The sequence below is a fragment of the Flavobacterium sp. genome, assembly GCF_047602195.1.
Lineage (GTDB): Bacteria > Bacteroidota > Bacteroidia > Flavobacteriales > Flavobacteriaceae > Flavobacterium.
On the sequence record NZ_JASGHW010000001.1, the window covers coordinates 142,455 to 166,329 of the forward strand.

Here is a 23,875-nt window from a genome sequence, read left to right on the forward strand (position 1 = left end):
TCGCAAAATGAAATTTACGACAATTCTTTGTTTGGAACAGTGTAAAAGAAAGCCACGAATTCTCGAATTTTATTTTTGAAATTCGAGAATTCGTGGCCCATAAGTATTTTGGAATATACTATTTGATGATTCCTGCACAAGCGACACGACCACCGGCATTTCCTGTGGGTTGGGTAACGTAATCATCGGCTTTTTCATGGACAATCAGGCCCTTGCCGACGATGTCCTTGTTTTTGTCGCCGCAGCCGATGCACCACTCGTCGGTGGCCATCGTGATGATGCCTTCGCCGTTGACATCGGCAGGAAAGTTTCCGATGTCGCCTTTGTGGTATTCGGCGTCACCCCATTTGCCGTGCTTTTTGAAGGTAGGATTCCAATGGCCGCCTGCCGAAGTAGCGTCTGTGGCCGAGCAATCGGCTTTTTCATGGATGTGGATCGCATGGACGCCCGGTTCCAGTCCCGATAATTTTGCGGTAAAGACCACTTTGCCGTCTTTCTCCACAAATTCAGCGGTTCCGGTGACCTTGCTGCCGCTTTTGGGTTCGAGCTTGACCGTGATTTTTTTCTCTCCAGCCGAGGGTTTGTTTTCGTTGGCCTTGCATCCGATAAAGATCACAACGCCCGAAAGTATGGCAATTGCGGTAATTTTGATGGTTTTCATATTGGTTTTGTATAGGATTTATCTCAAAATTAGAAAAAATAAAACCGCCAATTTCTAAAATTAGCTTAAAATTAGGACGAGGTTGGAATTATATAAAATGCGATTTCAAATGTTAAAAAAATGGATTGTACATTTGAAAGAACCACAAAATGCAACCCTATGAACCTCAAAGCTGGATTTCCATTTTGGCTCATCAAAGACGGATTGCCCTATACTTTTCCCAAACTGGATCGCGACATCGAAGCGCCGGTAGTCATTATCGGGGCCGGAATTTCGGGCGCCTTGGTGCGGTATTATTTGCTCAAGGCAGGGATTCGGTGTGTGACCGTCGACGCGCGGACCATCGGTCTGGGAAGTACCTGCGCCAGTACGTCGTTGCTGCAGTATGAAATCGATACGCCCTTGTGCGAACTCATTGGTATGGTTGGGAAAGAACATGCCGAACGTGCCTACCAATTGTGCGGCTATGCGATCCATGAACTCGGGAAGATTGCCAACGAGCTGCAGTTCGAAGAATACGAATTCAAGAAAAGCCTGTATTATGCCGCCTATAAAAAAGATGCCGCGCTGCTCAAACGCGAATTCAAGGCAAGGCAGGAGGCCGGTTTCAAGCTGCGCTACCTCGATGAAAAAGCGGTCAAGGAAACTTTTGGCATCGATTCCTATGGCGCCATTTTATCGGATTTGGCGGCGCAGACCAATGCATATGCCTTTGCGCATCGGCTGTTGCAATACAAGATAGACGATGAATCCAATGTTTATGATCGGACGCCGGTTACCAACATCAAGCACCACAAGCATGGCGTGCGGCTTGAAACCGAAAACGGATTCACGATCAATGCCCAAAAACTGGTGTATGCCACGGGTTATGAAGTCGTCGAATTCATCGACAAGAAAATCGTGCAATTGCTGTCGACCTATGCCGTAATCAGCGAACAATACCCAACCGACCGTTTCTGGAACGACAATGTGCTCATTTGGAACACCGCCGATCCGTATCTGTACATGCGAACGACTCCCGATGGCAGGATCCTGATTGGCGGACGCGACGAGCTGTTTTACCATCCCGACAAACGCGATGCGCTGATAGGCAAAAAATCGAAACAGCTCGAACAGGATTTCCACAAGATATTCCCGAACCTGCCTTTTAAGCCCGAGTTCAGTTGGACCGGAACTTTTGGGGCGACCAAGGATGGTTTGCCCTACATCGGCGAATACAAAAAATTACCGCACAGTTATTTTGCTTTGGGATTTGGCGGCAACGGGATTACCTTTAGTTTGATTGCCGCAGAAATCATTCGCGATTTGATTTTGGGCAAGGACAACAAGGATGCGTCCATTTTTGCCTTTGACCGTTGAAAATGAATTCCCTAAATCGCATTTCTGATAATTCTATAACATTTGATTAATATTATATAACAAATCGCGTCCCTGTAATCGACAACTTTGCTTCAACCAATAAGTCGAAACCAAAATCATAGAAATCATGGGAAATTTATTATACACCATAGCAGTTATTTTGATTATCATCTGGGCCATAGGTTTTTTGGGATTTGACAGCTTCGGAGGAGGAAGTTTAATCCACATCCTGTTGGTAATCGCCATCATCGCCGTAATTTTAAGAATAATCCAAGGGAGGAAACCCTTGTAAAGATAATGTTTGTTTGGTTCGCAATATCTGTCAAAATTTATTCCAAGACTAATTCAAATATGGGGTTATAATTGTTAGAAGTCAGAATAAAATGATATTGCAAAAGACGGCCGCTACTCGAACAGGCGGCCGTTTTTATTTTTATTGAGCTCGTTTTTACCTTTTTAATTGGCTGCGAAATAGTCTTTTTATCCCATTTTCCATCTTTTCCCTTCTGCGTAGCGCTGCTACGCCGTGCGGAAAAACCTTAAAACTGGAACAAAAATCCTTATTTCTCGCTTCAATCAAAAAGATAAAAACAAGCTCATTTTCTTTAAGATGAAGTTTGGAGTAAACTATTTTGATTTTTCCCCGACGAAATAATCGGTTTGCGATTTGAACAGTACGTTGAAAGTCGTCAGGCTGCCATAAATGCGCGTAATGTATTGCTGCAATTCGACTTTTTCGTTGTCGCCCAGGTTGCTTGCGTTGACTTTTTGCTCCATCACACGCAGTCGGTCTCGTACCATGATGATTTTGTTGAAGAAGGTATCGATCGGCACTTCTTTGCCCTGAACGCCGGATTGCCCGGGTTCCATGATCATTTTGCCGCCTTTCCATTTGTCGGCGATCGGGACCACTTCGGTGACGTCTGACCATTTTTTGAGGATTCGCGTCAGGCTTTGTTCGACGTCGTAGAAACTGATCGTGTCGACTTCATTTTCGGCCGCCTCGATGACTTCGAAAGTGTCGTTGAGTGGAATCGTTTCGAGACCATTTTCGATAAAAGTAACCCAATAATCTTTGGAGGATACATTGGTGACCACGCCCTTTCCATATTCCGGATGTGCAATTCTGGAACCGATGCCGAGTATTTTCATAAGGATAGTTTTAAATTTTTACTAAAATAGAAATCTCCGGAGGATTGGACAAGTTTAATTGCGTAACTTTAGGTAACAACTTAATACACAACAATCATGAACAGACTCATTTTATTGCTCATTGCCGCTGCAGGAACGCTTGTTTCGTGCGATGCCAAGAAGTCGGCCACCGATGCCGTAGAAGCCGATCCCGCTTCCCTCAACGGATCCTGGGAACTTACCTACATGACCCGAACACGACAAGAAGTCAATTACCTTTATCCCGATAAGAAACCGTTCCTGTCTTTCAATACCAAGGAAAGCAAGGTCAGCGGCAGTACAGGCTGCAACAGTTTCACCGGGTCCATCAGCAGCATGAGCGACGGGGAAATCCGGTTTGATGCCGAGAATTTGGCGATGACCAAAATGTTCTGCGAAGGCGAGGGTGAAGGCGTATTTCTGCAAAACATGAAAATGGTCGATAAGTTCAATTTCAGTGACGACGGCAAAACATTGCACCTGATCAGCGGCGACATCGACGCCATGCGTTTCACCAAAAGATAAATTCGATTGACCGCATAAAAAAACCGCATCTGCTGTTAGGGCATTTGCGGTTTTTCAACATTTAACTCAACTAAAAACAATCTTTCGCTTAAAAGCAGTATTCGTTTTCGGCCACCAATTTGGCCGTAATGGTTTCCCTCAAACCAACAATATTAGGCATGTTGGTGTATTTGGTAAAGCGTCTGAGCCCCATGAGCAACATGCGTTGTTCGTCGCCTTCGGCAAATGAAATGATGCTTTCTTTTCCTTTTTGCGTAATCACATCTACGGCTTTGTACAGGTACAATTTGGCCATTGCGATTTGTTCCTTCGCGGCTTCTTCACCCGAATGCTTGGCTAATTTTTCGGTACGCAAAATTGTCGATTCGGCCATGTAGATTTCAATCAGCATATCGGCCGCGGCCATCAACAATTGCTGGTGTCCGTCGAGTTCAGGGCCGTATTTTTGAACGGCACCACCGGCTACCATCAGGAAGGCTTTCTTGAGCTTGGCGATCATTTCCTTTTCCTCTGAAAACAATTCCGAATAATCAGGCGTATTGAAATCGGGAATGCCCATCAATTCTTCCTGCACTTTCATCGCCGGGCCGAGCAGATCGACATGGCCTTTCATCGCTTTCTTGATCAACATCCCGACCGACAGCATGCGGTTGATTTCGTTAGTCCCTTCGTAAATCCTTGAAATACGTGCATCGCGCCACGCACTTTCCATCGGCGTATCTTCCGAAAAGCCCATGCCGCCATAAATCTGGATGCCTTCGTCGGTACAGTTTTGCACGTCTTCTGAAACGGCCACTTTGAGGATCGAACATTCAATGGCATATTCTTCTACGCCTTTGAGTTCAGCTTCTTGGTGTGAGGCGCCTGCTGCTTCGCGTGCCTTGATGCGGTTTTCGATGTCTTTGGCCGCGCGATACGTCGCACTTTCCCCGGCGTAACAGCTCGTGGCCATCTCGGCCAATTTGTATCGGATCGCGCCAAAAGTCGAAATCGGCGTGTTGAACTGGATGCGCTCGTTTGCATAATTCACTGCATTCGAAGTCACGCGACGCTGTGCGTCGAGGCAAGCCGCGGCCAATTTGATCCGACCTACGTTGAGCGCATTCATTGCGATTTTAAATCCGTTTCCTCTTTCAGAAAGCATGTTTTCGACCGGTACTTTGGTTTCGTTGAAGAAAACCTGACGTGTCGAGGAAGCGCGGATGCCGAGTTTGTGTTCTTCCTCATTCATCGAAATGCCGTTCGTTGGGTCATTTTCGACGATGAATCCGGTGATGTTTTTGTCGTCCTCGATTCGGGCAAATACGATAAACAGGCTGCAGAAACCGGCATTCGAAATCCACATTTTCTGCCCCGTGATTTTATAATGTGTACCGTCTTCGGATAAAACGGCTTTGGTCTTTCCTGAATTGGCATCCGATCCCGCACCGGGTTCCGTCAAACAATACGCGCCGAACCATTCGCCCGAAGCCAATTTTGGAACGTATTTTTGCTTTTGTTCTTCGGTTCCATACAACGTAATTGGCATCGTCCCGATTCCTGTGTGCGCACCGAATGCAGTCGAGAACGAACCTGTCGCCCCCGATATGAAATCGCACACCAAAACGGTATCGATGAATCCCATACCCAATCCGCCATAAGCTTCAGGGACGGCAACGCTCAGAAAACCCAGTTCGCCGGCTTTTTCCATGCATTCTTTGGTAAAGTCATAGTCCTTTTTTTCGAACCGGTCCTTGTTCGGCCAGATTTCCTTGTCGACAAATTCCTTGACGGAATCGCGCATCATTTTTTGTTCCTCGGAGAAATCCTCGGGAGTGAAGATGTCTTCGCATTTGGTTTCCTTGACGAGGAATTGGCCTCCTCGGGTGACGTCTTTTTCGGTTGTTTCTGCCATGATATTTTAGATTTTAGAGCCAAGAGTCAAGAGCCAAGACTTTTGTCTAAGCCAGTTATGAAACTTGAGATCATTTTTTGAAATTCGATAATTTTATTTTCTGTTTGGGTTGTTATTTCTTCGGTAATATATTTCCGCTGACATGCAATCAGCAATTGTGTTTGTAATTCAAAAGAAGAACCGAGACTGATGTCAAGAAAATGTTTGAAATGTCTATTTCCTCTGTTAGATCCTTCTGCAATATTTGAAGTCATTGAAATCGCACATCGGTTCATTTGACTTGTAAGACCATTATATTTCATCCCTAGGAAAAGTCAAGCTCATTTGATGTATTTCAGAAGTTATCTCCATTGATAAATTCCAAATTTTTAATTTCTTGAAATTGTGCATATAAAAATTCTTTTTGGCTTAAAAATGTAATCGATTTTTAAAGTCTTTGTTCTTGACTCTTGGTTCTACTAAATCAACTCATAAATTCCCGCGCAACCCTGTCCAGTTCCGACACACATCGTCACCATACCATATTTGTTGCCGCGGCGTTTCATTTCGTCGAACAATTGCACCGACAGTTTGGCCCCGGTACAGCCCAGTGGATGACCCAGCGCAATCGCGCCGCCGTTGACGTTTACGATGTCGGGATTCAACCCGAGTTCGCGGATAACCGCCAGTGATTGCGAGGCAAACGCTTCATTGAGTTCGATCAATTCAATCTGGTTCAAATTCATTCCGGCTTGTTTGAGCGCTTTCGGAATGGCTTTGACCGGGCCGATTCCCATGATTCTCGGTTCAACACCCGCAGACGCAAAATTGACGAGACGTGCAATAGGTGTAAGGTTCAATTCCTTGACCAATTCTTCGCTCATGACCATCACAAATGCGGCGCCGTCGCTCATTTGCGACGAACTTCCCGCAGTCACGCTTCCATCGGCGGCAAACACCGGTTTGAGTTTGGCGAGCGCTTCGAGGTTGGTATCGGCGCGCGGACCTTCGTCTTTGGTGACGGTGTAGGATTTGGTTTCTTTCTTTCCGGCTTCGTTGATGAACGTCTGTTCGATCGTAATCGGGACGATCTGGCTGTCGAATTTGCCTTCGGCCTGTGCTTTCAATGCTTTCATGTGCGAGTGGAACGCAAATTGGTCCTGGTCTTCGCGCGACACTTTGAATTCATTGGCGACTGCTTCAGCGGTGAGTCCCATGCCCCAATAATAATCCTCGTGTCCGGCTTTGGCCACGGCATAATCGGGAACGGGTTTGTAACCGCCCATCGGGATGTAGCTCATGCTTTCGGCACCGCCCGCGATGATGCAATCGGCCATTCCGGCTTGGATTTTCGCGGTCGCCATGCCGATGGTTTCGAGTCCGGAGGCGCAATAACGGTTCACCGTTACGCCCGGCACATCGATTACATTGAGTCCCATCAGCGAGATCAAACGCGCCACGTTGAGTCCCTGTTCGGCTTCAGGCATCGCATTGCCGACCATGACGTCGTCGATGCGTTTCTTGTCGAAATCGGGCAGTTCATTCATCATGTACTGGATGGTTTCCGCGGCGAGTTCATCGGGGCGTTTGAAACGGAAAACCCCTTTGGGCGCTTTGCCCACCGCCGTTCTGTATGCTTTTACGATATAAGCTGTTTTCATATTGGTATGGATAAAAGAGTCGGGAAGCAAGAAAGAGAGTTAGTTGAATTTTATCTCGCTTCCGTCGTCCTTAATTTCTTAATGGTTTTCCTTTGGTTAACATGAATTGGATGCGTTCCAACGTTCTTCTTTCGGTACACAGTGATAAAAAGGCTTCGCGTTCGATATCGAGCAGGTATTGTTCAGAAACTAAAGTCGATTCGGATAAATCGCCTCCCGCCATCACATAGGCGAGTTTGTTCGCGATTTTCTTGTCGTGTTCGGAGATGAAGTGTCCGGCTGTCATTTGATCGGTGCCCACATAGAACATCCCGAGCGCTTGCTTTCCGAGGACTTTGATGTCTTTTCTGCGGATCGGTTGGGTGTAACCGGCTTCGGCCAATAACAACGCGTGTTTTTTCGCTTCGGCGATTTGTCGGTCTTTGTTCACGACAATCACATCTTTGCCGTGTTGCAGGATTCCTGTATCGAATGCTTCATAAGCCGAAGTCGATACTTTGGCCATCGCAATCGCGAGGAAATATTGCTGCAAGACGTTGAGTTCGACATCATCTTTGTGGAATTGATCGGCTGCGCGCAACGCCATTTCCTTCGATCCGCCGCCGCCTGGAATCACCCCGACGCCAAATTCGACGAGTCCGATATAGGTTTCCGCCGCAGCGACAATCTTGTCCGCGTGCAAACTCATTTCACAGCCACCGCCGAGCGTCATGCCATGCGGCGCAACGACGACAGGTGTGGATGAATATCTGACGCGCATCATTGTGTCCTGGAACAATTTGATCGCCATGTTGAGTTCGTCGTATTCCTGTTCGACGGCCATCATGAAAATCATACCGATGTTGGCGCCGACCGAGAAATTCGCGCCTTGGTTGCCGATCACGAGTCCGTTGTATTCTTTTTCGGCGAGATCAATCGCTTTGTTGATGCCGGTCAAAACATCACCGCCGATCGTGTTCATTTTCGAGCGGAATTCGAGGTTCAGGATACCATCGCCCAAATCCTGGATGATCGCACCCGAATTGCCCCAGACTTTCTTGGTTTCGCGAATATTTTCGAGAATGATGAATGCGTCTTGCCCCGGAATTTTCTTTTGGGACTTCGATTGAATATCGTAATAATAGGAAGCACCTTCTTTAACGGTGTAGAATGTTTTGTTTCCCGATGCAAGCATGTCATTTACCCATTGCGCATTCGACAAACCTTCGGCTTTGAGCAATTCGATTCCTTTTTCGACACCGATCGCATCCCAGATTTCAAATGGGCCGTTTTCCCAGCCGAATCCGGCTTTCATTGCGTCATCGATTTTATACAAATCGTCGGTGATTTCAGGCACGCGGTTCGACACGTAGGCGAACATCGCGCCGAAATTCTTGCGGTAGAATTCACCCGCTTTGTCTTTTCCGGTAATCAATACCTTGAATCGGTCGATGGGTATGTCGATCGTTTTGGTCAGTTCCAAAGTCGCGAACGAGGCTTTTTTGTTCGGCCGGTATTCGAGCGTATTCAAATCCAAAGACAAAATATCCTTGTCGACTTTCTTGTAAAAACCTTGGCCGGTCTTGGATCCGAGCCATTTGTTTTCGAGCATTTTCGAAATGAAATCGGGCAGTTTGAACAAATCGTGCGCCTCGTCATTCGGGACACCTTCATACAAACCGTTGGCAACATGCACCAAAGTATCGAGTCCGACGACATCGACGGTTCTGAACGTTGCCGATTTCGGACGGCCGATTACGGGACCGGTCAATTTATCGACTTCTTCGACCGTCAATCCCATTTCTTTGACGAGATGGAATAAGCTCTGGATCCCAAAAATACCGATTCGGTTGCCGATGAATGCCGGCGTATCTTTGGCCACGACCGAAGTTTTTCCGAGGAATTGCTCGCCATAATTATTCAGGAAATCCAAAACCTCTTTTGAGGTTTTCGGCCCTGGAATGATCTCGAACAATTTGAGGTAGCGCGCCGGGTTGAAGAAATGCGTGCCGCAGAAGTGCTGCTGGAAATCCTCGCTTCGGCCCTCGTTCATGAAATGGATCGGGATGCCCGAAGTGTTCGAGGTGATCAAGGTTCCCGGTTTGCGGTATTTTTCAATCTGTTCGAAAACCGATTTTTTGATGTCGAGTCTTTCCACAACGACTTCAATAATCCAATCGGCTTCGGCAATCTTGGCCAAATCATCGGTCGTATTTCCGGTCGTGATGCGGCTTGCGAATTTCTGGTGGTAAATAGGCGAGGGCTTCGATTTGAGCGCATTGGCCAAATGTTCGTTGACGATGCGGTTGCGGACAATTTTGCTTTCTAAGGTCAAGCCTTTTTTCATTTCGGCTTCGGTCGGTTCTTTCGGCACGATGTCCAAAAGCAATACCTCGACGCCGATGTTGGCAAAATGGCAAGCGATGCCCGAACCCATGATGCCGGATCCGATGACTGCTACTTTCTTAATAATTCTTTTCATCCTTTACAGTTTCCTGATTAAATATATTTTTATCGAGTATGAGTTCGTTGATGGTTTCGGCCACTTCCATGAAATGGCGCAGTTGTTCCTCGCTCACGTTCTGTTTGATTTTTTCGTTGAATTTGAGCACGTTCGTACGCGAGAGTTCGCGTTTTTCCTTTCCGAAATCGGTCAGGTAAATCAATACGCCACGTCCGTCTTCGGGATTGGGCTTGCGGATGATGAGCCCTTTTTCTTCCATCGATTTGAGCGTACGCGTCAGGCTCGTGGCTTCCATGCCCATCTTTGGACCGAGTGCGGTAGACGGTGTGCCTTTTTCCTTGTCGATGCTCAGCAATGCAAATCCCGTGGCCATCGTCGCGCCGTACTTTTGCGCCTCCTCGTTGTACATGCGTGAAACGGCTTGCCAGGTCGCGCGGAGTACATAATCGATCGTTTTGTCTTTCATAAGATTTTCGATGAGTCTGTCAAAGATAATAAAAAGTACTATGCATGCATAATAAATTTGTGTAAAATTTGTGATTTGTATTCGAGAAATAAAAAAACTCCCCGTAGATTGGGGAGTTTGCAATTTTATTTTCAAGAGGCTTTTACTGCTCTGAAATTTCCTTTAATTTATCCATGGCTTTGGGATAAGTGTTGTTGAAGTAATCGAGGTATTCCGCAATCACATCCATCTCGACCGTTACGGTGGTAATGCCGTTTTGTTCCTCAAAGCGGTAATTTTCATGTCCGCCGGCCCATTTTTCGACCAATTCGCCGGAGGTTATTTCGGTATCTCCGTCCAAGAATCCGTAATGGCGGATCGAAACGAATTGGGCAGGTTGGTGTTCGGCGATTTCCGAGACCATTCCGCCTTTTTTACCGTTTTCATCGGTTCCTACAAAAAGGATTTTGCTTCCTTTGTCCCAACTGCCTTCATAGGTAGAGGTGGGGTTGAACGTGGCGGTCCAATACTGGTAAGTGGCTTTGTCCTTCAAGCCCAACATCGTTTCATATACTTTTTGAGCCGATGCATTGATCTCTTTTTTGAATTGTAGTTTTTGCATTGCTTTATTTTTAAAGTTTATTTTTAGGAGCTATTCCTGCTGTCCGTTGTAATCTTTTATTTTATTGCATTTCATAAAAGGATTTACACTACTCCCGATAGCTATCGGGACAGGGCTAGGCCATGCTTGTCATTTCGACCGCAGGGAGAAATCTCATAAAACTCCCAATCAATGATTACCCATAAATCTTCTTATACAAATCCTTGTACTTTTCCAAAACCTGCTTGCGTTTCAATTTGAGCGTCGGGGTCAATTCGCCGCCGTTGATCGACCAAACTTCTGGCGTCAGTTCAAAGCGTTTGACTTTTTCCCAGTTGCCGAATTTCTCGTTCATCGTGTCGACTTCGGTTTGGATGCGCTCGATGACTTTCGGGTTTTCGGCAATTTCCTTATGGGTTGAACCCAGCGTAACGTTGTGCAATCGGGCCCATTCCTTTACAAATTCAAAATTGGGCTGGATGAACGCGGCCGGCATTTTTTCGCCATCGCCGATGACCATGATCTGTTCGATAAAACGCGATTGTTTCATCGCATTCTCGATCAACTGCGGCGCAATGTATTTGCCGCCCGAGGTCTTGAACATTTCCTTCTTGCGGTCGGTGATCTTGAGGAAACCTTCGCTGTCGATCTCGCCGATGTCGCCGGTATGGAAATAACCGTCCTGCAACACTTCGGCTGTTTTTTCGGGATCTTTGTAATAGCCCATCATGATGTTCGGGCCTTTGGCGAGGATTTCGCCGTCTTGTGCAATTTTGACTTCGACATTTTCAATAGGTCTTCCGACAGTTCCGACTTTGAATCCGCGGTTTCTCATATCATTCACCGCAATTACGGGTGAAGTTTCGGTCAAGCCATACCCTTCAACGACTGGGATTCCGGCGGCAGCAAACATACGCGCGAGTCTCGGTTGCAAGGCCGCGCTTCCCGAAACCATCAGGTTCAGGTTGCCGCCGAGCGCTTCTTTCCATTTGCTGAAAATGAGCTTGCGCGCGATCGACAATTGGAATTCATACCACCAGCCGTTGGCGCCATCAGGCTCGAAACAATTCCCGAGATTGATGGCCCAGAAAAACAATTTCTTTTTGATGCCGGTCAGTTCGGTGCCTTTGGCGTAAATCTTTTCGTAGACTTTTTCGAGCAGGCGCGGCACGACCGTCATCACGTTCGGTTGGACTTCCTTGATGTTCTCGCTGATTTTGTCGATCGATTCGGCGAAGTAGATGCCCACACCATAATATTGGTACAGATAAGTCACCATGCGCTCGTAAATGTGACAGATCGGCAGGAAGCTCATCGCACGCGATTTCCCTGCTTTCGAACGGGATTCTTTTTTCGCTGCCAAGTACATTGGCGACGATATTTTTGTGCGACAGCATCACGCCTTTCGGCCGGCCGGTCGTTCCGGAAGTATAGATGATGGTGGCCAAATCTTCGGTCGTGATCGTGGCTTTGATTGCATCGACTTCGGACTGGTTGCTTGGATCGGCACCAAGTTCGAGTATTTCTTTCCAGTTCTTGCAGCCCGGGATCTCATCGAACGAATAGACTTCCTTCAAACTTTTCAGGTTTGGACGGATCTGGTTCACTTTGCCCAACACTTCGGCATCCGAAACAAAGCAGTACAATGCATCGGAATGGTTCAAAATGTATTCGTAATCTTCCTCGGAAATCGTCGGATAAATCGGCACGTTTTGCGCGGCAGTCTGTAAAACGCCGATATCCATAATGTGCCATTCGCTACGGTTACTCGATGAAATGACCGCAATCTTGTCGTCCTTGCCGATGCCCATGCGCAACAAGGCGCGAGAAACCGCATTGGCATTGGCCAAATACGCATCGGAGGAAGTCTTGATCCATTGGCCATTGTGTTTGGTGACCAATGCATCGGGAATGTTATAATGTTGCTGTTGATGATAAGGGAAATCGAACAGGCGGGTAATTTCGGCCATAGGTGCGGATTTTATTGGAATGCAAAATAGTAAAAATAACGTTTGGATTTTGCCTAAATTTTGCTAATTCGTAGCGCTTTGCGGGAATTATTTTTTGAGGAACCTTTGGGTTTGGGTAAAATCTCCCGACTGCATTTCGATCAGGTAGACGCCGGCCTCCAACTGGCTTACATCCAAGCTTTGCGAACCGTTATGCTTTGGTTTCGAAACCACGAGCTGCCCGAGCAGGTTAAAAATTTTGACCGTATAGTCTGCTTTTGCGGTGTTGACATGCAGCCAATCTTGTGCCGGATTCGGATAAATACCGAAAGCCGAAACCTGTTCATGCGAAACCGAAAGCACCGAATTCTGCAGGGTGTTGACCTTGAAATCATCAAAATAAAATCCGTCATAGTCTACCTCAAAGTCGGAAATCAACCGGAAACGCACCCGAATGATTTGTCCGGCATATTCGCTGAGACTGATTTCTTCATTGACCCAATCGCTTTGCGTTCCGCTGTAAGCAGGGGTTTCGCCAACGATGCGTGTGTATTTTCCGCATTGCGGGATCCAGGTATTGCCATTAATGGGCATCACTTCAAAAACCGTATAATCATAACCCTTTTCCAAATCCCATTTGGCGGAAAAAGTTGCTGTTGCACCCGATACGGCGGTCAAATTAATCTGATTGGTCAGCCTGATGTTTTTGCTTTGGTTGTTGCCATAAGTTGCCAACGGGGAATCGGTAATCGACGATGGCGCCGATACGAAAGCTTCGGTTGTTGTGCCCCAGCCGCCGGTTGTCCATGTGGGCCCAACTGCCGAACCGTTGTCACTAAAGATATTGGCCACTTGCCCGAATTTTTTAGTAACCAATTGCCGGTCGATGTATGCGCCGTTGTCGATCAGGTATTCAAAAACAACAAGGTCACCGCTGCTGGTTCCGGGCGCGAGCTGAAGTGAAATACTCGAATTGGCCACTTCTAAAATCGCCATGCCGTCAATTTGAAAAGCGGTGCCAACCGCAATGATATTGGATGAAACGGGATTGATGCTGACGGTAAAATTCCCATTTCCGCCCAAGCCGTATCGTGCCAATTCAAAAGTAGGATTCACAATCGCCGTGTTTCCCAGATATTCCGAAGAAGTATCGGTGAGCTTGGCATAATTCAGCGCAAGTCTTGCGGTGATCAGATTGGTAAACATCATTTTGTTGGACAATGGAATAATGTCGGTAGTGGCTGGCCAGAACCATTGCCCGATCTCAGGCGTGAAGGCAAAAATCTTGTCGTGGTTCATCGTTTGCCCGTACATGAAATCGTCGGAACTGCCCGAAGCGGCATACAAGGCCGAGGCGATATGATTGTTCAGGTCGTTATTGGAAACCATCAAAGCGGATATTTTCCGGAAATAAGCGTCATCCGGACTCGGCACATCCAAGTCGTACCCAAATGGATACAACAGCAAATCGCTGAAGGTATGGGCATTGAGCGCCAGTTTGAAGTGGTGGTTGTCTACAAAAAACCGGACCGCCTGTGTTTCGGGTTCGGAAAAGGCAGCCGTTCCGGGAAAAGTTTCCCCAGAAGCATCCGGCGAAACGCCCAACGTATTCCATACACTTTGGGCGGCATTTCCACCAATCCAATAATCGTAATTGCGGTTGTTGTCCACGCCATAATTGCTGCCGAAATTGCGCCTGTTTTTGCGCCACATGCCGCCGCCATCGGGTTCTGTGGTACAGTTGTAAACATAACCGTCGGGATTGACCACCGGGATAAAATACAATTCGGTGTTGTCGACAATGTATTTGACTTCTTCATTCGTATCGTAATTCTCGAGCAGATACCACATGTAGAAAATGGTTTCCGACAGCGAAATCGGCTCCCTGGCATGGTGCACGGCCGTATACAAAACCTGCGGCCTGCTGTTGATCGACTCCGGGTTTTGCGTGATTTTGACCCATTGCAACGCGCGTCCTTCGGAGGTCAGGAAATCGCCCACATCGGCCCTGGCCGTAATCAGGTCGGGTCTTGCGGCATGCATGGCGTCGAGCTGCTCGAGCATTTCGTCATACGTATAATAACCGCTCATCGAACCCAATTGAAAATTAAAAGGAGTCGTATAATCGATGGTACCGCTGCCACAAATGGTATTCTGCGGATTCAAAGCCGTCGACTTGCTGACCGCATGCTGATTGGCATAATAATGCTGAATGTCTTCGATTTCAATTTCCACGGGAATACCCAAATTCCTTGCGGCCTGGATCTCAGAATCCGAAAAATCCGAAACCAATGAATACCCGATTTTGTGGATGCCATGATCCATCGCCAATCCAGCGGTTTCCAATTTTTTCAAATTTTCCGCAGTCCGGTAAATGATTTTTGCGCGGTGGTATTTTTCAGTATTGTTTTGCGCGATTCCAAAGAAAGGCAAAAGCAATACTGCGAGTAGCATTTTTTTCATAGCTGTTGGGATTTAAGCAGTTAAATCCCAACAAATATAAAATTATTTATTCTCAATCCATTTGCGCGCGTTGACAAATGCTTCGAGCCAAGGCGTGACTTCATCCTGGCGGTTTTCCGGATAATTGGCCCAGTTCCATTGGAAGGTCGAACGCTCAATATGCGGCATCGTCACCAAATGGCGCCCCGTTTTGTCGCACATCATCGCGATGTCGAAATGCGAGCCGTTCGGGTTGGCCGGATAGCCTTCGTACGCATATTTGGAAACGATCTCGTATTGGTCTTCGCTGTACGGCAGGTTAAATTTGCCTTCGCCATGTGAAATCCAGACGCCCAAAGTCGTGCCCGCCAAAGTAGACAGCATCACCGATTTGTTTTCTTGAATCTTCACCGAAGTAAATCCGCTTTCGTGCTTGGCCGATTCGTTGTGGATCATTTTGCCATGGATTTCATGCTCCGGGTTGATGACTTCCAATTCCATAAACAACTGGCAACCGTTGCAAATTCCGACTGATAAGGTGTCTTCGCGCTTGAAGAAATTGTCCAAAGCGGTTTTGGCTTTTTCGTTATAAAGGAACGCGCCTGCCCAACCTTTGGCCGAACCGAGTACATCCGAATTCGAGAATCCGCCGACAGCCCCGATGAACTGGATGTCTTCCAACGTTTCGCGTCCCGAAATCAAATCGGTCATGTGCACGTCCTTGACGTCGAATCCGGCGAGGTACATCGCATTGGCCATTTCGCGTTCGGAATTCGAGCCTTTTTCGCGGATGATGGCGGCTTTCGGACGCGGTTTCGATGAATCAATTACTGGTTTTTTTCCATTGAAATGAGTTGGGAAAGTATAGTGTAAAGGTTGATTTTTGTAATTATCGAAACGTTCTTTCGCCTTGATTTCACCCGATTGTTTGCGGTCGAGCAGGTAAGAAGTCTTGAACCAGACGTCGCGCAGTTCGGCAACATCCAGACTTAAATTCGCATCAGCGTTTTTGATGCGCAGCGAATTGCTTTCATTGGCCTTTCCGATATAGGTAAAAGCAATACCGTTTTGTTTCAAGGTATTTTCAACCGAATCCTCGGCCTGGAAAACGATACCGATGTTTTCGGCAAACAGCAATTTGGTGGTGTCGTTTTCGCCAAGGTTGCTCAGATCGATATCGGCTCCGAGGTTCACATCGGCAAAACACATCTCGAGCAAGGTCGTAATCAAACCACCGCTTCCGATGTCGTGTCCGGCCTGGATTTTTCCGTCAAGGATCAATTGCTGGATTGTATTGAAGGTATTTTTGAATTGTGCCGCATCTTGAATCGTCGGCGCATCGGTTCCAATTTTATTGAGGATTTGCGCCAACGACGAACCGCCCAGTTTGAAATCATCGCCCGATAAGTTGATGTAGTAAATATTGCCACCGTTTTTCTTCAATACCGGTTCGACGACCTTATTGATGTCGGTGCAATTACCTGCCGCCGAAATGATTACGGTTCCGGGCGCAATCACATCGCCGTCAGGGTATTTCTGTTTCATCGAAAGCGAATCCTTTCCGGTCGGGATGTTGATACCGAGTTCGATCGCAAAATCGGAGCAGGCTTTGACGGCTTCATACAAACGCGCATCTTCGCCTTCATTCTTGCATGGCCACATCCAGTTCGCCGACAAAGAAATCCCTTTGATTTGGTCTTTGATCGGTGCCCAAATAATATTCGACAACGATTCTGCAATCGCATTGCGGCTGCCTGCCGCAGGATCGATCAAAGCGGCTGCCGGAGCATGCCCGATTGAGGTCGCGATACCTTCTTTTCCGAAGTAATCCAAAGCCATGACGCCCACATTGTTGAGTGGCAATTGCAAAGGTCCCGCGCATTGTTGCTTGGCTACTTTTCCGCCGACGCAACGATCGACTTTGTTCGTGAGCCAATCCTTGCACGCCACGGCTTCGAGCTGTAAAACCGCTTCGAGATAAGTAGGTATGTTTGCTTCGGAATAATTCAATTCCGTGTAATTTCTGCTGATTTTTTTGTCCGACATGATCGTTTTTGGGGACGAGCCGAACATGTCCTCGAGCGCAAAATCCATCGGTTTGTCGCCGTTGGTTTTGGATTCGAATGTAAAACGGTGGCTGCCCGTCACGTCGCCGACTTCATACATGGGCGAACGTTCGCGCTCGGCGATTCGATGCAAAGTGTCGATGTCGTCCTGGCCGATGACCAATCCCATGCGTTCCTGCGATTCGTTGCCGATGATTTCCTTGGCCGATAAGGTCGGGTCGCCGACTGGCAGTTTGTCCAAATCAATGAGTCCGCCGGTTTCTTCGACGAGTTCGGACAGACAGTTCAAGTGTCCGCCTGCGCCGTGGTCGTGGATCGATACGATCGGGTTGTGGTCGCTTTCGACAAACCCGCGGATGGCGTTGGCCGCGCGTTTCTGCATTTCTGGGTTCGAACGTTGGATCGCGTTGAGCTCGATTCCCGAACTGAAAGCGCCCGTATCGGCTGAGGAAACGGCCGCACCGCCCATTCCGATCCTATAATTCTCTCCACCCAGGATGACGATTTTATCGCCAGACTGTGGTTTCTTTTTGATCGATTGATCCAATTTTCCATAACCGATTCCACCTGCCTGCATGATGACTTTATCGTAACCGAGTTTGCGCCCGGCTTCTTCGTGTTCGAAGGTCAAAATTGAACCGGTAATCAACGGTTGTCCGAATTTGTTCCCGAAATCGGAAGCGCCATTCGAGGCTTTGATCAAAATATCGATTGGTGTTTGGTAGAGCCATTTTCTTTCGGCCATGCCATTTTCCCAATTGCGGTCGTTTTCCAAACGAGAATAGGCTGTCATGTAAACCGCAGTTCCCGCCAAAGGCAACGAACCTTGTCCGCCGGCGAGACGGTCGCGAATTTCACCACCCGAACCGGTTGCCGCACCATTGAACGGCTCGACAGTGGTTGGGAAATTATGCGTTTCGGCTTTGAGTGAAATCACCGAATCAAAATCTTTGGTTTCGTAGAAATCGGGTTTGTCGGCCGATTTTGGGGCGAATTGTTGTACGCGCGGCCCTTTGATGAATGCGACGTTGTCTTTGTAGGCCGATACAATCTCGTTCGGGTTTTCGGCTGAGGTTTTCTTGATGAGCTTGAATAGGGAAGTGGGCATTTCCTCGCCGTCGATGACGAATGTGCCGTTGAATATTTTGTGGCGGCAATGTTCCGAATTGACTTGCGAGAATCCGAAAACTTCCGAATCGGTTAATTTTCTACCCAGTTTGTTGGAAAGATTATTGAGGTAATCGACTTCTTCATCGCTCAAAGCCAAACCTTCCTGTTTATTGTAGGCGGCGATGTCGGAAACTTCCAAAATCGGCTCGGGCTGAATGTTAATCGTATAGATGTCTTGATTCAATTCGCTGTATTTTTGCGACAGCATCGGGTCGAAATCATTGAAGTCGGCGCCAACTTTATGAAATTCTTCGATTCGGATGATGCCTTCGATGCCCATATTTTGGGTAATCTCTACGGCGTTCGTGCTCCAAGGCGTGATCATCGCGGCACGGGGGCCAACAAAAAAATCCGTCAGGACGGATTTTTCTATTTGATTTGCGTTGCCAAAAAGCCAGTTTAATTTTGAGGTGTTTTCCGCCGAAAGCGCGCCTTGCATCTGGACTGCAAAAACGGTATGGCTTTCGTTTCCGAAGAAATGAATCATTGTACTTTATTTAAGTTGTTGTTGTGAGCTGCAAATTTAGTTTATAAATGGGCAAACTGCAAGCCGTTGGTTAACAAAAATGTCTTAAAGTTATTAAGGGGTGTAGGCATTGTAGGCACCCATGTCTGTGAATGGATCGCCCACTCTTGGAATTCCAAAAATATCTGCATTCGGAGTAGTTGGAAAAGCCGTACTCGCCGCATTGGCCGCCGGAGAATCTTCTGGGATGATCAACCAATTTCTATAGCGGTTCGCAAATTTAGGGTCTTCATTTTTCTTATTGTTATTGATTGGGTTTCGGATGAAATCGTATTGCGGATCATCGGCCAATAATGTACCCGAATCGTTGAATTTGATCAGGCAGTTTTGGAAAGCCATCTGGTCGAAACTGTCTTCAACATCATAAATATCGAGCAGCATTTCGACGCGGTTCGAACCGTAAATGATGCAGTTCTTGAAAGACGGCGTCAGTATTTCCGGGAACTTGGTGTTGTTCTCGACGCGGTAATTGTCGAGCATCACGGCATATTGTTCGGTACTTTGCCAATCGTTGTTGAACGTACAGTGCGTCATCGTATAGGTTCCGCCCTCGAGACCCGCGAAACAGCTCACGCCTGCATAATTCACCACGAGATTTTCGCCGGTAACGGTCGCATTAATCGCCCAGATTCCGGTGAAAGCCGAGTTGTAAATCTGCGAATTGGTAATCGTGAGTTGCGGATGGTAATCGGTTACGCCCGGCAAGCGGATGCCATAGAGCGAGTTTTTTAAAGTCAGGTGGTTGATGCTGTTGCCCGAATTGGACAAAATCAGGAATTGCTCCCATTGCCCAGGTGTTTCCGAAAAACGCGGCTCGAGGCGGTCGCCTTCGAAAGTCACTTCGTTGTCGGTGACCAGGTTGCCTTCTGCATCATACACCGAATTGGTTCCTTCGATCACAATGTGCGCCCCGACGTCGATGATCAAACCGGCCTTGTCGTGAAAATGGACTTTGGTCCCGGCGCCGATCGTGAGTGTCTTGCCCGGCGGAACATGCGCAAATCCATAAACGAGATAGGGTTTGGTATTGTTCCAGTTGAGCTGGTCATCGGTGAGTGTGTGGCCCACGATATCGGTCTGTTGGCCATTGATCGAAATCATTTCCTTGATTTTTCCAGGCATTTGGCGGTCTGGGATAATCAGGTTGACATCCTGCACTAAAGTGACCAGATCGACCGATTGCTGGTTCGCTCCGGTATCGAAAAGGATTTTGTCGTTGTAGGTGAAATCAGATCCGGTATCGGCTACCTCAATTGTCGCCTCTACAAAAATGAACAAACTGTCCTTGGCCAGGATTTCGACATTCGGGAAGTATTTGCCTTTGCCTTCGATGCCGGTCATGCCGTCGACCATGATGCGGTACTTGGAAGCGTCGCCCCTTTCGAGTCGGATGTTCGGAATCGAAATGTCGTCGTCGCTTCTGTTGTATACTTTGAGCATATAAGTGCTCGAACCGATTCCGGTGAACACGGTGTCGAGGTAAACGGTCTGTGCCGAAAATTGAAGCCCGCCTTTGCTCGGGACGGTGTCGAAATCCTTGCGGCAAGAGGTCAATACGGCAATGATTCCAACGAAAAGTAAAAAAGTAAGTTTGCGCATTTGGTTTGTCAATTAAATTCGGCCTGACGGCCCGGATGGTAAAAATAGCAATTCATTTGGAAATCCGACGGGGTTCAAAATCGAATTTTCAAAATAATCTCAATTATAACGGAAACTGCTTCCAAATATTCTTTTACTTTTTTCTTTTGGCTTTATCGCGTAATTTTACGTCAAATTTGAACCCATGACTTTCGACAAAGAAAAAGTGATTGCGCTGTGCAATGACTTCTCCAAAAATACCTTGATGCAAACACTCGACATCCGTTTCACTGATGCAGGCCCCGATTTTCTCGTGGCACAAATGCCTGTCAATTCCAGAATCCACCAACCGATGGGCTTGCTGCACGGCGGTGCCTCGGTGGCCCTGGCCGAAAGTGTGGGCAGCGCGGCCTCGATGCTGTTCGTGAATCCCGAAACCGAGGAGGTGCGCGGCATCGAAATCTCGGCGAACCACTTGCGTGCCAAACGCGAAGGGATCGTGACCGGGACGGCGAGGATCATCCACAAGGGCAAAACGATCCATTTGTGGGAAATCAGGATTGTCGACGAAGAAGACCGTCTGGTTTCGCTTTGCAAACTCACGAACATCGTCCTTCCGAAAAGCGAGAAATAATGAAACGGATTTACGATAAAGCCCAGAACCAACTGCAAAACCGATTGCCGTTTGTGTTGTACCATAAACCCAAAAGTGGCCAATTGGTTGGTTTTTTTCAAAAAGAGGCCACCTTGTTCAAGTCCCATGATTTTACACAACCCGGTTTTGTATTCGCGCCGTTCAACGGAAACGATGTGGTTTTGATTCCCGAAAGCCAAAGCGAAGTTTTGATGGAAGATTGGGTAGCCAATGAAACTATGGCCGATGCCGTCGTTCCCGATTCCGAGCACAAAGGAAAAGAAGCCTTTCGAGCATTTGGTGGATAAGGGCATAGCGGCCATCCATAGGAATGAATTCCAAAAAGTCGTTTTGTCGCGTTCAGAAACGGTAAAATTGGAAAACTTTGATGCGATCGCGACATTCAAGAAATTGCGGAACACCTATCCCGCGGCATTCACCTATTGCTTTTTCCATCCCGAAATAGGGATGTGGTTTGGTGCTTCGCCCGAGCAATTGCTCAAGGTGCGGACCAATCAATTTGAAACGATTGCTTTGGCCGGGACCCAGAAATTCGAAGGCGACGAAAATGTCCATTGGGAAAACAAGGAACAGGAGGAACAGCGTTTCGTGACCGATTTCATTTTGGAAAACCTCGAAAATGTCACTTCGGATATTGCATTTTCGAATCCGTACACGTATCGCGCCGGTAACCTGCTGCACATCAAGACCGATATTTCGGGAACGCTGCACGAAGATTCAAACGTCAGGCAATTGCTCGATATTTTGCATCCCACGCCGGCGGTTTGCGGTTTGCCGAAAGAAAAAGCCCGCGATTTTATTTTGGAGCACGAAGGTTATGACCGCAAATACTATTCGGGTTATCTGGGCGAATTGGATCTTGGTTTTCATTCGGGACAAAAAATGACCGATTTGTTTGTCAATTTGCGCTGCATGGAAATCAAAGGCGATTCGGCTTTGCTGTACATCGGCTGTGGCGTGACCAAGGACAGCGACCCGCACAAGGAATACATCGAAACGGTCAACAAGTCGATGACGATCAAAAAAATACTATTTTAGCCCGATAATAAACAATATGAAACTAGATATACTCGCATTTGGCGCACACCCCGACGATGTAGAACTCGGTTGCGGCGGTACGTTGGCCAAGGAAATCGCGGCAGGAAAAAAAGTGGGCATTGTCGATTTGACGCGTGGCGAACTCGGTACGCGCGGTTCGGCGGATTTGCGCGATCAGGAAGCGGCTGAAGCGGCAAAAATCCTCGGTGTTGTGGCGCGGGAAAATTTGCGCATGCGCGATGGTTTTTTTCTAAACGATGAAAAACACCAACTCGAAGTGATCAAAATGATCCGCAAATACCGACCCGAAATCGTGTTGTGTAATGCCGTCGATGACCGTCATATCGACCACGGTCGCGGCAGCAAACTGGTTTCGGATGCTTGTTTTTTGTCGGGATTGCGCAAGATCGAAACCGAACTCGATGGACAAAAGCAAGAGGCTTATCGTCCAACAATGGTGTACCATTACATCCAATGGAAAAACATCGAGCCCGATTTTGTCGTCGATATTTCGGGTTTCAACCACAAAAGGGTAGCCGCGATCATGGCCTATGGTTCGCAGTTTTACGACCCGAACAGCAATGAACCCGAGACACCGATTGCGACCAAGAACTTCCTCGAAAGCCTCAATTACCGTGCGCAGGACCTCGGAAGGCTCATCGGTGCGGAATATGGCGAAGGTTTTACCGCAGAAAGATATTTGGCTGTCAATAGCTTAAGCGACTTGAAGTAAATTTTTATTTATTTTCTTTGGTTTCGCAAACTTTTATAATATATTTGCACCCGTAAAACACGGTGGTTGTAGCTCAGCTGGTTAGAGCATCGGTTTGTGGTGCCGAGGGTCGCCGGTTCGAACCCGGTCATCCACCCTGATTATAAAAGCTTCAGAGAAATCTGGGGCTTTTTTGTTTTTTATCCCAATAAAAACCTAAATAAATTCCTTCGCTGTGAAAGCTTTTTTAACTTAGGGGAAAAAGAAAAGCCATGTCAGAATTTATTTTTATAGGAAACAAAATCTCGGTCTATGCATTGCGCGATTACATCATGCGGCACAGGATCGATGCCGGGGATTCACTCGTGTTGAATCCGCACGATTTCGAAACGATCATCCAGGAAATGAAAAATTCGCCCGAAGGGTTGCACGATTTCCCGGTCAAATTGCTCGAGGTGCTCATTGCCAAAGATACCACCGATACGATACCGATTGGCAAACTGCAAATCGTCAAGAACGAAAAACCCTATCTGTAAAGAAAAATCACTACATTTAATACCGCTCAACAAAAAGCTTTTAGACCGCAGTGCCAGCTATAGGTCAAAGTCCCGGATTGGACTTCGCTACCACATAATCCAATTTAAAGTTTGAACTTAAAATTGATCGTATGGGCAAAGCGTATAGTTTCAAAAGGTATGGTCACGACGAAATCCATATTTTCGAGGGGTATTTCCATCTCGACCATTCCTGCGATGCGGGGCCGGAGAGCATCTGCAAGAAAATCAAACTCGACCAAGGCAAGTGGCACGACAACCATGTGTGTCTCGACCCTGACAAGGCACGTTATGCGGCGGCCGGTCTTGGCAAGCTTGTTTGTGGCGAATGTGTCAAAAGGCTCTATGCTTCTTTCTAAATAAAAAGGTTTGCCCACCAAGGCAAACCCTTACTAACCTAATCCAAATAGAAACATTTTATGATGTTTCAAAAGTACGGCTATAATT

The 23,875-nt window shown here is 47.2% G+C and carries 20 protein-coding genes, 1 tRNA gene and 1 pseudogene; 10 read left to right on the forward strand and 12 right to left on the reverse strand.

Annotated elements, in window-relative coordinates; genetic code table 11:
* Positions 1–118: 118 nt before the first annotated feature.
* Positions 119–661, reverse strand: a complete 543-nt coding sequence (locus QM717_RS00800; protein ID WP_415033862.1) for a superoxide dismutase family protein — start codon at positions 659–661, stop codon at positions 119–121.
* A 159-nt stretch (positions 662–820) separates the two neighbouring features.
* Between QM717_RS00800 and QM717_RS00805 the strand changes: the two genes are divergently transcribed.
* Both QM717_RS00805 and QM717_RS00810 read left to right on the forward strand, forming a co-directional pair.
* Entirely contained in the window at positions 821–2,020 is a 1,200-nt protein-coding gene (locus tag QM717_RS00805; protein WP_415033864.1) for an NAD(P)/FAD-dependent oxidoreductase, read from the forward strand.
* A 127-nt stretch (positions 2,021–2,147) separates the two neighbouring features.
* Positions 2,148–2,312, forward strand: a complete 165-nt coding sequence (locus QM717_RS00810) for a lmo0937 family membrane protein (RefSeq protein ID WP_415033866.1) — start codon at positions 2,148–2,150, stop codon at positions 2,310–2,312.
* 335 nt (positions 2,313–2,647) lie between these two features.
* On the opposite strand, the gene QM717_RS00815 is transcribed toward QM717_RS00810, so the two are convergent.
* The gene (locus tag QM717_RS00815; protein ID WP_415033868.1) at positions 2,648–3,172 is read right to left on the reverse strand and encodes a hypothetical protein; all 525 of its coding nucleotides are present in this window, start codon (positions 3,170–3,172) and stop codon (positions 2,648–2,650) included.
* A 96-nt stretch (positions 3,173–3,268) separates the two neighbouring features.
* Between QM717_RS00815 and QM717_RS00820 the strand changes: the two genes are divergently transcribed.
* The gene (locus QM717_RS00820; RefSeq protein ID WP_415033870.1) at positions 3,269–3,715 is read left to right on the forward strand and encodes an META domain-containing protein; all 447 of its coding nucleotides are present in this window, start codon (positions 3,269–3,271) and stop codon (positions 3,713–3,715) included.
* An 88-nt stretch (positions 3,716–3,803) separates the two neighbouring features.
* Here the strand turns inward: QM717_RS00820 and QM717_RS00825 are convergent, their stop codons facing one another.
* From QM717_RS00825 to QM717_RS00870, 10 genes and pseudogenes are all read right to left on the reverse strand, one after another.
* Complete coding sequence (locus QM717_RS00825; protein WP_415033872.1) at positions 3,804–5,609, reverse strand: acyl-CoA dehydrogenase family protein; 1,806 nt, start codon at positions 5,607–5,609, stop codon at positions 3,804–3,806.
* A gap of 26 nt (positions 5,610–5,635) precedes the next feature.
* Positions 5,636–5,911, reverse strand: coding sequence for a four helix bundle protein (locus tag QM717_RS00830; RefSeq protein WP_415033874.1), 276 nt, complete (start codon positions 5,909–5,911; stop codon positions 5,636–5,638).
* A gap of 156 nt (positions 5,912–6,067) precedes the next feature.
* The gene (locus QM717_RS00835; RefSeq protein WP_415033876.1) at positions 6,068–7,249 is read right to left on the reverse strand and encodes an acetyl-CoA C-acyltransferase; all 1,182 of its coding nucleotides are present in this window, start codon (positions 7,247–7,249) and stop codon (positions 6,068–6,070) included.
* 70 nt (positions 7,250–7,319) lie between these two features.
* Complete coding sequence (locus QM717_RS00840) at positions 7,320–9,710, reverse strand: 3-hydroxyacyl-CoA dehydrogenase/enoyl-CoA hydratase family protein (protein ID WP_415033878.1); 2,391 nt, start codon at positions 9,708–9,710, stop codon at positions 7,320–7,322.
* The gene (locus QM717_RS00845; RefSeq protein WP_415033880.1) at positions 9,694–10,158 is read right to left on the reverse strand and encodes a MarR family winged helix-turn-helix transcriptional regulator; all 465 of its coding nucleotides are present in this window, start codon (positions 10,156–10,158) and stop codon (positions 9,694–9,696) included. Before QM717_RS00845 ends, QM717_RS00840 begins: the two co-directional genes overlap by 17 nt.
* A gap of 142 nt (positions 10,159–10,300) precedes the next feature.
* The gene (locus QM717_RS00850; protein WP_415033882.1) at positions 10,301–10,759 is read right to left on the reverse strand and encodes an SRPBCC family protein; all 459 of its coding nucleotides are present in this window, start codon (positions 10,757–10,759) and stop codon (positions 10,301–10,303) included.
* Positions 10,760–10,934: 175 nt separating this feature from the next.
* Positions 10,935–12,708, reverse strand: a pseudogene (locus QM717_RS00855) (AMP-dependent synthetase/ligase).
* An 87-nt stretch (positions 12,709–12,795) separates the two neighbouring features.
* Positions 12,796–15,150 (reverse strand): M14 family zinc carboxypeptidase, encoded by a 2,355-nt coding sequence (locus QM717_RS00860; RefSeq protein ID WP_415033884.1) that lies wholly within the window; start codon positions 15,148–15,150, stop codon positions 12,796–12,798.
* Positions 15,151–15,192: 42 nt separating this feature from the next.
* Entirely contained in the window at positions 15,193–18,852 is a 3,660-nt protein-coding gene (gene purL, locus QM717_RS00865) for a phosphoribosylformylglycinamidine synthase (protein WP_415033886.1), read from the reverse strand.
* Between the two features lie 93 nt (positions 18,853–18,945).
* Positions 18,946–20,490: a hypothetical protein gene (locus tag QM717_RS00870; protein ID WP_415033888.1), complete on the reverse strand. Its 1,545-nt coding sequence runs from the start codon at positions 20,488–20,490 to the stop codon at positions 18,946–18,948.
* Positions 20,491–20,674: 184 nt separating this feature from the next.
* Here QM717_RS00870 and QM717_RS00875 point away from each other — a divergent pair, with 184 nt between their 5' ends.
* From QM717_RS00875 to QM717_RS00905, 7 genes are all read left to right on the forward strand, one after another.
* Complete coding sequence (locus QM717_RS00875; protein ID WP_415033890.1) at positions 20,675–21,103, forward strand: hotdog fold thioesterase; 429 nt, start codon at positions 20,675–20,677, stop codon at positions 21,101–21,103.
* Positions 21,103–21,411, forward strand: a complete 309-nt coding sequence (locus QM717_RS00880; RefSeq protein ID WP_415033892.1) for a hypothetical protein — start codon at positions 21,103–21,105, stop codon at positions 21,409–21,411. Before QM717_RS00875 ends, QM717_RS00880 begins: the two co-directional genes overlap by 1 nt.
* The gene (locus QM717_RS00885) at positions 21,335–22,162 is read left to right on the forward strand and encodes an isochorismate synthase (RefSeq protein WP_415033894.1); all 828 of its coding nucleotides are present in this window, start codon (positions 21,335–21,337) and stop codon (positions 22,160–22,162) included. The genes QM717_RS00880 and QM717_RS00885 overlap by 77 nt, the downstream gene beginning before the upstream one ends.
* A 16-nt stretch (positions 22,163–22,178) precedes the next feature.
* On the forward strand, positions 22,179–22,895 hold the full coding sequence (bshB1, locus tag QM717_RS00890; RefSeq protein WP_415033896.1) for a bacillithiol biosynthesis deacetylase BshB1: 717 nt from the start codon (positions 22,179–22,181) through the stop codon (positions 22,893–22,895).
* 62 nt (positions 22,896–22,957) lie between these two features.
* Positions 22,958–23,031, forward strand: a tRNA-His gene (locus QM717_RS00895).
* A 115-nt stretch (positions 23,032–23,146) separates the two neighbouring features.
* Positions 23,147–23,410 carry a hypothetical protein gene (locus tag QM717_RS00900; RefSeq protein WP_415033898.1) on the forward strand — a complete coding sequence of 88 codons (264 nt, stop codon included), beginning with the start codon at positions 23,147–23,149 and terminating at the stop codon, positions 23,408–23,410.
* A 131-nt stretch (positions 23,411–23,541) separates the two neighbouring features.
* The gene (locus QM717_RS00905; RefSeq protein ID WP_415033900.1) at positions 23,542–23,787 is read left to right on the forward strand and encodes a hypothetical protein; all 246 of its coding nucleotides are present in this window, start codon (positions 23,542–23,544) and stop codon (positions 23,785–23,787) included.
* Positions 23,788–23,875: the final 88 nt, after the last annotated feature.

Coding starts and splice junctions, on each gene's coding strand:
- QM717_RS00800 (WP_415033862.1), bottom strand. CDS start 661: ATGAAAACCATCAAAATTACCGCAATTGCCATACTTTCGGGCGTTGTG.
- QM717_RS00805 (WP_415033864.1), top strand. CDS start 821: ATGAACCTCAAAGCTGGATTTCCATTTTGGCTCATCAAAGACGGATTG.
- QM717_RS00810 (WP_415033866.1), top strand. CDS start 2,148: ATGGGAAATTTATTATACACCATAGCAGTTATTTTGATTATCATCTGG.
- QM717_RS00815 (WP_415033868.1), bottom strand. CDS start 3,172: ATGAAAATACTCGGCATCGGTTCCAGAATTGCACATCCGGAATATGGA.
- QM717_RS00820 (WP_415033870.1), top strand. CDS start 3,269: ATGAACAGACTCATTTTATTGCTCATTGCCGCTGCAGGAACGCTTGTT.
- QM717_RS00825 (WP_415033872.1), bottom strand. CDS start 5,609: ATGGCAGAAACAACCGAAAAAGACGTCACCCGAGGAGGCCAATTCCTC.
- QM717_RS00830 (WP_415033874.1), bottom strand. CDS start 5,911: ATGAAATATAATGGTCTTACAAGTCAAATGAACCGATGTGCGATTTCA.
- QM717_RS00835 (WP_415033876.1), bottom strand. CDS start 7,249: ATGAAAACAGCTTATATCGTAAAAGCATACAGAACGGCGGTGGGCAAA.
- QM717_RS00840 (WP_415033878.1), bottom strand. CDS start 9,710: ATGAAAAGAATTATTAAGAAAGTAGCAGTCATCGGATCCGGCATCATG.
- QM717_RS00845 (WP_415033880.1), bottom strand. CDS start 10,158: ATGAAAGACAAAACGATCGATTATGTACTCCGCGCGACCTGGCAAGCC.
- QM717_RS00850 (WP_415033882.1), bottom strand. CDS start 10,759: ATGCAAAAACTACAATTCAAAAAAGAGATCAATGCATCGGCTCAAAAA.
- QM717_RS00860 (WP_415033884.1), bottom strand. CDS start 15,150: ATGAAAAAAATGCTACTCGCAGTATTGCTTTTGCCTTTCTTTGGAATC.
- purL (WP_415033886.1), bottom strand. CDS start 18,852: ATGATTCATTTCTTCGGAAACGAAAGCCATACCGTTTTTGCAGTCCAG.
- QM717_RS00870 (WP_415033888.1), bottom strand. CDS start 20,490: ATGCGCAAACTTACTTTTTTACTTTTCGTTGGAATCATTGCCGTATTG.
- QM717_RS00875 (WP_415033890.1), top strand. CDS start 20,675: ATGACTTTCGACAAAGAAAAAGTGATTGCGCTGTGCAATGACTTCTCC.
- QM717_RS00880 (WP_415033892.1), top strand. CDS start 21,103: ATGAAACGGATTTACGATAAAGCCCAGAACCAACTGCAAAACCGATTG.
- QM717_RS00885 (WP_415033894.1), top strand. CDS start 21,335: ATGAAACTATGGCCGATGCCGTCGTTCCCGATTCCGAGCACAAAGGAA.
- bshB1 (WP_415033896.1), top strand. CDS start 22,179: ATGAAACTAGATATACTCGCATTTGGCGCACACCCCGACGATGTAGAA.
- QM717_RS00900 (WP_415033898.1), top strand. CDS start 23,147: ATGTCAGAATTTATTTTTATAGGAAACAAAATCTCGGTCTATGCATTG.
- QM717_RS00905 (WP_415033900.1), top strand. CDS start 23,542: ATGGGCAAAGCGTATAGTTTCAAAAGGTATGGTCACGACGAAATCCAT.